Source organism: Mesorhizobium sp. WSM4310, from assembly GCF_007003935.1.
GTDB lineage: Bacteria > Pseudomonadota > Alphaproteobacteria > Rhizobiales > Rhizobiaceae > Mesorhizobium.
On record NZ_VFTA01000079.1, the window covers coordinates 1 to 5747 of the forward strand.

The following is a 5747-nucleotide window of genomic DNA, read 5'->3' on the forward strand; positions in this document are numbered from 1 at the left end:
GGGGTGGCTGACCGCCGGCTGCCCGGTCGACCGCGCCCTGGGCGCGGTCATTTCCGGCGAAGCCAACCGGCAGCGGCGCCAGCAACTGCAATCGGTGCTCGACCTGACGACCGGCGGCCGGCCGATCGCCGAAGCCTTTGCCGCTCTGCCGGGCATCACCCCGGACGTTGCCGCCTTGCTTGCCAGCGGCGAGCGCAGCGGCAAGATGGCCTTTATCTGCCAGCGGCTGGCGGACACGTTCGAGGCGACGGCCAAGCGCCGCGCCGCGATCATCGAGGCGCTCGCCTATCCGGCCTTCCTGCTCCTGGTCATGAGCGGCGCGCTGGTCATTCTGGCAACGGTCCTGGTGCCGGCGCTGGAGCCGATCTTCGAGGGCTCATCGGCCCCCAAGCCGTTCACCATGACCATGCTTTCCGCCTTCGGCACGGTGTTCCGCGACTACCCCTTCATTTTCCCGCTGGCTGCGGTGCTTGGCCTGCTTGGTTATCTCCTGCTGTCCCGTTCCGCCGGCGCCAGAAGACAGCTTTCGCGCTGGCTGCTGAGGATCCCGCTGATCGGCGCGCTGGTCAGGGACGCCGTGATCGCGCGTTATCTCGAAACGCTTGCGCTGCTGCTCGGCAATGGCGTGGCGATGACCGAGGCGCTTGGCCTTGCCGCCAATGTTTCCAGGCAGAGTTCGCTGGCGGCAAGCTTTGTATCGATCGAAGACAATGTCGCCAATGGCGCCCGCCTGCACGGCGCGATCGTCAAGGCAGGGATTTTCGACCATGCGACAATGTCGCTGGTCTCCCTTGGCGAAGAGGCCAATGCGCTTCCCGTGGTGCTGGATCGCGCCGCCAGGATGCTTCAGCTGACGCTGACGCGGCGGATCGACACCGTGCTGAAGCTGTTGACGCCGGCGCTGACGATTTCGCTCGGTTTTCTCGTCGGCAGCCTGGTCATTTCGGTGATGACGACGATCCTCAGCATCAACGATCTGGCGCTGCAATGACCGCCGCTTCCGGAGCCAACGCACCTGCGGACGCAACGGCGGGGTTCACGCTGGTCGAGATGCTGGTGGTGCTGGCCATCATGGCGCTTGTCGCGGCCATCGCCGCACCGGGGCTGGTCAGCCACTATCGCACCAAGAGCCTGGAGACGGTGGCCGGCGAGATCACCATGCGGCTGCGCCTGTCGCGCACATTGGCCATCGCCACCGCCCGGCCGAAGCAGGTCCTTGTCGATCTGGGTAGCCGTTTCATCCGTTTCGGCGAACGAGACAGTCTGGCCTTGCCGGACGATGTCAAAATGACCGTCATCACCGGCCGGGAGACTGTCGTCGCCGACCGGCAGACGGTGCTGACCTTCCTTCCCGACGGCCGCGCTTCCGGCATGGACATCACGCTGCAGCAAAAAGGCCGGACCGCGCGCATCGGGGTCAACTGGCTGACAGGGCTTCCGACATGGCGAACCCTGCCATGACCGGGCCATTGCCCCAATCCTCGTCCGAAGATGGATTCTCGATCCTGGAGATGATCGTCGCCATGACGATCCTGGCGCTCGTGCTGGGCATCGCCAGCCAGTCGATCGTGCTGTCCAGCCGCAGCATTGCCGCGGCCAAGCGCCAGGTCGAGGCGGCCAGAACGGTTCGCATGATGCTGGCCGACTACGAGGCCCGGGCACAAACCGCGGCGCAACCCGGCTGGACCCTGAAGACCCGCACGATAGACGTCGCGAAAGCGAAGGTGACCGCTGTTCTCATCGAGAAGCCGGGCGGCGCGTTTCCAAGCGGGTCGTTTCTGACCTTTGTGCCGGCGCAAGGCCCGGCCGCGCCATGAGTTGGCCGCTCTCCCGCACTCGGACGAAGGCCCGCGCCGTTCGCCGTCATCTTGCGCGTGCTTCTTCATTGGGCGTCGATGCGCATCCGCAACCCTCTGCACCGGTGGCGGGTTTTGCGCTCATCGATGTGTTGGTGGGGTTGGCGCTGATCGGCGTCATCACATCGCTGATGGTGGTCTTTCTTGGCCAGGCCCGAACGATGATGCGCATCGAAAAGGCAACCGAGTTCCAGATGGAGGCCGATGCCGCATCGCGGTTCCTCGAAACGGCGATCAGCCATGCCGAGCCTTTGCCCCTGTCGAAATCGTCGCCGGACCAGGTGCTCTATCTCGGCGGCGATGCTGCCCGGATCGAGTTCAATGCCGTTCAGGCGATCGGTTTCAAATCCTCCGCATTGCGCGAGATTACCGTGTCGCTTGGCGACGGAGGCCAGACGGGACCCGCCCTGGCCATCGTCCAGAAAACGCGGCGCGGCGGCAAACCCGGCGCAGCGGTGCCCGGCGAACCGGTGCGGCTGATCGGCGGCGTGAGTGCCATGAAATTCGAATATCTCGACAACGCGCTGGCGCCGCCATCATGGCTGCCGGGCTGGAATGCGCCGCGGCGACTGCCCGCCGCCGTGCGCTTCACCCTTTCGGTGGTACGCGATGGCGCGGCCTATTCATCGCGAGGGTTTGCCCGCCTCGATCTGGCCGGCCCCCCTCGCACGAATTGAGCGCGCTCTCACCGGCCGCCCTCAGTTGGTGACATCCTGGTCCTCGCCGGTTCCGTCGGGCTTGCCATCCTTGCCAAGGCTGCGAATGACCACGCCGCTGGCATCGGCCTTCACTTCGTAGGAGTAGGGCCTGCCCCATGGATCCTTAAGGCCGGTACTTCCCTTGAGATAAGGCCCGTTCCAGCGCGTTTCACCGGCCGGCTGCGCGACCAGGGCGTTGAGCCCCTCTTCGTCGCTCGGGTATTTCGCATTGTCGACATAGTAGAGTTCGAGCGCGCTTTCGATGTTGCGGATCTGCGCCTTGGCCGCATTGGTCCTGGCCGCGCCGAGATAGCGCAGCACCTGTGGCGCCGCCAGCGTGGCGATCAGCGCGATGATGGCGAGCACGACCAGAAGCTCGACCAGGGTGAAGCCGCTTTCGCGATCGTCGCGAGCACGGCCTTTTGCTTCGGAGGATTGAAGGTTTTCGGAGGGTTGAAGAAAGCGCATCATCAGAGCAGTCCCATGGCTAGACCTGCAAATTGCTCCAGCGCCCAGCTTGCGCCGAGGCCGATGGCGATGAACGGACCGAAGGCGACGCGGGCCCGCGCTGCCGCCGGCCCTGTCGCGACCACCTGTCCGCCGACGAACAGCAAAGCGCTGGCGCTGGCGATGAACAGCAGCACCGGCAACAGCAGCGGACTGATCCAGCACGAAGCGGCCGCCAGCATCTTGACGTCGCCGAGGCCGAGGCCGATCCGGCCGGTCATCAGGAAATGGCCGCGCCGCAGCAGCCAGGCAGCCGCGAAAGTCGCGGCGGCGAAGAGGATCTGCACCGGCACCCCCTCGGCGTCCGCCGCCAGCTGATAAGAAAGGCCGATGCCGGCGAGCGCCAGGTTGAGCCCGTCCGGAATGATCTGCCGGCGGAAATCGGTGATCGAAATGGCGGCGAGAACGGCCGCCAGGGCGACCGTGGCGGCAAGCACGAGAGAGGGGTGCGTAGCCATCGTCAATATGCCAGCCTCTTCAGATCCTGCTGCAGCTTGGTGCCGCCGCGCCGTTTCTGGATCGGCGTCTGCAGGCTGATCTTGCCGCGGAATTCGTCGGTCACCTCGCGGGCCTCATTGATGTCGCGCACGACATGCGGCCGGATGAAGATGATCAATTCGGTCCGCCTGATGGTGTCGTTCTTTTGCTTGAAAGCATTGCCGAAGATCGGGATGTCGCCGAGGATCGGCACCTGGCTGCGGTCGACACTGTTGTTCTGCTGGATGAGGCCGCCCAGTGCCAGGCTCTCGCCGTCGTTGACCAGCACGCGCGTCTGGATCTTGCGCTGCTGGATGGTTGGGGAGTCGATATCGGAACTGTCCGTCTTGGTGACGTTGCTGACCTCCTGCTGGATGTCGAGCATGACCCTGCCGGCATTGTTGATGCGCGGCGTCACCGTCAGGATGACGCCGGTATCCTTCATCTGGACCGAGTTGATGATCGGCGCGCTGCCATTGCCGGTGTCCTGCGACTGCTGGGTCAGGATCGGCACCTGGTCGCCGACCTGCAAGATCGCCTTTTGGTTGTTGAGCGCCATGATGGTGGGCGCCGAAATGACGTTGACGTCGGTGATCTTGGAAAGAGCGCTGAGCGTCACCTGGATGTTGTCGGTTGCATAGCTCCAGTTGAAGCCGGGCAGGGTGGCCGCCGCGGCGGCCTTGGCCACGTCGGTCACGGAGACCTTGGTGCCGCCATTCTCGAAGAACCAGCGCAGGCCGTATTTCAGGTCGTCGTTGAGCGTGACCTCGGCGATCACCGCTTCCAGCATGACTTGCGTCGGCAGCACGTCGACCTTGGTCAGGATCTGCTCGATGCGCTGGTAGTCGCGCGCCGTGGTCTGGATCAGCAGCGCATTGTTCTCGACATCGGCGACGACAGTGGCATGGGCGGGCGCCTCGTTGTCCTGCTGCGGCAGCGAGGGCGAGGGCCCGGTCAGCGGCGCCGGCGTGACGCCGTCCGACTGCATGGCGATCGGCGTCTGGTCGGGCGACACGTTCGAGCCGCCCGACTGGCCTTCGGTCTTCACCGTGGTGCCGAGAACCGAACTCAGCACCGATGCGAGTTCCTTGGCCGGCCGGTTCTGGATCTGGTAGACGAAGAGCTGGCTTTCATTGGTCTCGGCCAGCCTGTCGAGCTTGTTGATCCAGGTCGCGGCGCGCGCCAGATAGGCCGGGCGCGAGGTGATCACCAGCACCGAATTCAGCCTGTCATTGGGGATGAACTGGATGAGCTTGGCGCCCGGCCCGTCCTTGGTGCCGAAGATCGAATCGAGTTCGGCGGCGACCGCTTCCGGCTTTGAGGTCTTCAACGGATGCAGCGCCACCGACATGCCGCGCATCCAGTCGACATCGAACACCGAAACCGCTTCGCGGATGGCGTTGAGGTCGCTGTCGCTGCCGGCGACGGTGATGATGTTGCGGGTGGAATCGACGCGCAGCACCGAGCCCTGGCGGGTGATCGGTTCCAGAATGGTCTTCATCTCGTCGGCGGCGATGAACTGCAGCTGCAGCACCTGCACCTTGACGCCGGGGCCGGACGGCGAGGTCGACGGCACGCTGACCGGCGGCGTCGAGGCCATGATCTCCGACAGCGGCACGATCTGGTAGGTGCCGCCCCGGCTGGTGATGCCGGCGGCGTTCACCGCCAGTGCCGATTGCAGGATATCGACCAGCGCATCCTGCGACACCGGCTGCGAGGTCTGCAGCGTGACGGTGCCCTGCACGCGCGGGTCGACGATGTAGTTGAGGTGCAGCGCGTCGCCCAGCACCGCCTTGGCCGCGTCGGCGATCGGCGCGTTGACCAGATTGAGCTGGAACTTGCCGGATCCATCGCCAGTCACTTTGGTGACCGGGGCGCCCGACGAGACGAACTGGCCGGTGCCCTGATATTGCGCGCCGTTGAAGCGCTGTGCCGCGTTCGACGCCGAAGTGACGGCGGCAGGCCCGCTATAGCCCGCCCGCAGGGGCGAGTTCTTGGCGTGCAGGCTGTCGATGGTCTCGGTGAAGAAGTCCTTGCCCGGCGCGGAGGTGCAGCCGGCAACAGCCAGCAGCGTGAACAACACGACGCAACGACTCGGCTTGCTCGACATCCACCCGATTCCCCAAGAGCCTCAGTCTAGGGCTTCTTGCAAGCCGATGTCGGGAATGATGGGGGTGTCTGGGGTCTATCCACAGGGTAGGTGGGGGAG

Annotated in this window: 7 protein-coding genes; 4 read left to right on the top strand and 3 right to left on the bottom strand. The window is 65.1% G+C overall.

From position 1 onward, the window contains the following. From FJV80_RS34310 to FJV80_RS34325, 4 genes are all read left to right on the top strand, one after another. Positions 1-991: type II secretion system F family protein (locus tag FJV80_RS34310; RefSeq protein ID WP_142878495.1), on the top strand; the 991-nt coding region annotated here is incomplete at its 5' end. Then, a complete protein-coding gene (locus FJV80_RS34315; protein WP_142878496.1) occupies positions 988-1461 on the top strand; it encodes a GspH/FimT family pseudopilin in 474 nt (157 codons plus the stop codon). The genes FJV80_RS34310 and FJV80_RS34315, both read left to right, overlap by 4 nt. Further along, the gene (locus tag FJV80_RS34320) at positions 1458-1817 is read left to right on the top strand and encodes a type II secretion system protein (RefSeq protein ID WP_142878497.1); all 360 of its coding nucleotides are present in this window, start codon (positions 1458-1460) and stop codon (positions 1815-1817) included. Before FJV80_RS34315 ends, FJV80_RS34320 begins: the two co-directional genes overlap by 4 nt. Before the next feature lie 104 nt (positions 1818-1921). Next, on the top strand, positions 1922-2533 hold the full coding sequence (locus FJV80_RS34325) for a general secretion pathway protein GspJ (protein ID WP_095794029.1): 612 nt from the start codon (positions 1922-1924) through the stop codon (positions 2531-2533). A gap of 21 nt (positions 2534-2554) precedes the next feature. On the opposite strand, the gene gspG is transcribed toward FJV80_RS34325, so the two are convergent. From gspG to gspD, 3 genes are read right to left on the bottom strand one after another with little or no spacing between them, the layout of a single operon-like run. Next, positions 2555-3025 carry a type II secretion system major pseudopilin GspG gene (gspG, locus tag FJV80_RS34330; RefSeq protein ID WP_185975306.1) on the bottom strand — a complete coding sequence of 157 codons (471 nt, stop codon included), beginning with the start codon at positions 3023-3025 and terminating at the stop codon, positions 2555-2557. Further along, on the bottom strand, positions 3025-3519 hold the full coding sequence (locus tag FJV80_RS34335; protein ID WP_142878498.1) for an A24 family peptidase: 495 nt from the start codon (positions 3517-3519) through the stop codon (positions 3025-3027). Before FJV80_RS34335 ends, gspG begins: the two co-directional genes overlap by 1 nt. A 2-nt stretch (positions 3520-3521) precedes the next feature. After that, positions 3522-5648, bottom strand: coding sequence for a type II secretion system secretin GspD (gene gspD, locus FJV80_RS34340; RefSeq protein ID WP_142878499.1), 2127 nt, complete (start codon positions 5646-5648; stop codon positions 3522-3524). Between the last annotated feature and the right edge of the window lie 99 nt (positions 5649-5747).